Genomic DNA, 1344 nt, shown 5'->3' with positions numbered 1-1344 from the left:
TGTCCCGCGTCAAGTAGTTGGCAGGATTTCTTCGCGTTGAAAGGTCGGGGTTGTCGGGTCGGCGAGGCCGAGGTGGACCTCGAGGGGGCGGTTCCAGGCGAGTGCTTCGTGGGGGCGGGTTTCGTTGAACTCGATCCGGTGCTGCTCGGCGATGCGGACGAGGTCGAGGTGGTCGTCGACGCTCTCGCGATAGAGGCGCTCGTATTTCAGGGTCTGGAACCCGCGTTCGCGGACCCCGTTCTGGCCGGGCGTGCGGACGCGGGTGCGGACGTGACGCAGCTCGGGTCGTGAGGCGATGAACGCTTCGAAGCGGAATGAGCGGAACGGGCCGCCGTTGTCGGTCACGAGCGTGATCGGGACGGTCTCGCCGGTGGTGGGGTCGGTGAGATGTTCCAGCAGGCTCGGCCCGTCGAGCAGACGCTCTGCTTCGGCGAGAGCGAGCTCGATAGCGGTGATCGCGTCGTGTTGGTTCGCGGTCGGGGACCAGTGCCATCCGAGTTCGTATTTCGACCAGTAATCGATGCATCCCGCGACTCTCCAGGTGCCGCCCGCGGCGGTCTCGAACTCGGAGAAGTCGAGCTGCCAGGCCTGCAGCGGGGCGGTCGGCGCGTCCGCGAACGCTGCCTTCCTCGCCTTCGCGAGCTGGCGTCGCTCGCGCTGGTAGTCGGCTTTGAGCAGCAGTCCTTCCTCGTCCAGGATCCGCAGCACGGTCGAGGGAGCGAGCTGATGGCCGTTGTGGCGGGCGAGAGCCCAGATCTTCCGATGCCCCCACGCGGCATGCTTCGTCGCGAGGTTCCGGATGCCGTCGCGGTGCGCGTCACGGGTCGGCGCCGGCCACGGCCCTTTCGGCGGCAACCCGGCTTTCGCTTTCGCCTGCCACCGCCGCCATGACCGTTCCGGGACGCCGACCAGTTGGCAAAACCTCGAGGTCGGCATCCCGGCATCGACACGGATTACCTCGAGGGCCTCGAAGGGCCCAGGCGGCCCTCCGCGCTCTTCTTCCAGACCCGTAACTCGACGGCGGCCTCGCCGAGCGCCTGGGTCAGGTCGGCGACCTCGGCCTCGAGCTGTTCCTCCCGGGTCGTCGGACCAGTCCGTCCGGAAACCAGCGCAGCCTTCCCCGCCTCGAGGAAATCGGACCTCCACCGGCCGATGGATTGCTCCGAGACCTGCTCTTTCCTCGCGGCCTCAGCGATCGTCGTCTCGCCCGCAATGACCGCGAGCACGATCCGCGTCTTCTTCTCCGGCGGGATCACCGGCGGCCTTCCCATCAACAGCCTCCCGGCATCTCAGACGCCGATCATGCCCTCACAACCGGCCTGCCAGAAATCTTGACGCGGGACA

General features: G+C 67.5%; 2 protein-coding genes. Both read right to left on the bottom strand.

The window, feature by feature from the left end:
• Positions 1 to 9: 9 nt before the first annotated feature.
• Positions 10 to 855 carry an integrase core domain-containing protein gene (locus RR49_RS00090; protein WP_245610921.1) on the bottom strand — a complete coding sequence of 282 codons (846 nt, stop codon included), beginning with the start codon at positions 853 to 855 and terminating at the stop codon, positions 10 to 12.
• Between the two features lie 98 nt (positions 856 to 953).
• Complete coding sequence (locus RR49_RS00085; RefSeq protein WP_245610920.1) at positions 954 to 1256, bottom strand: helix-turn-helix domain-containing protein; 303 nt, start codon at positions 1254 to 1256, stop codon at positions 954 to 956.
• Positions 1257 to 1344: the final 88 nt, after the last annotated feature.

This window comes from Microbacterium ginsengisoli, assembly GCF_000956535.1.
GTDB lineage: Bacteria > Actinomycetota > Actinomycetes > Actinomycetales > Microbacteriaceae > Microbacterium > Microbacterium ginsengisoli.
This window is presented reverse-complemented; position numbering and strand designations above follow the sequence as displayed.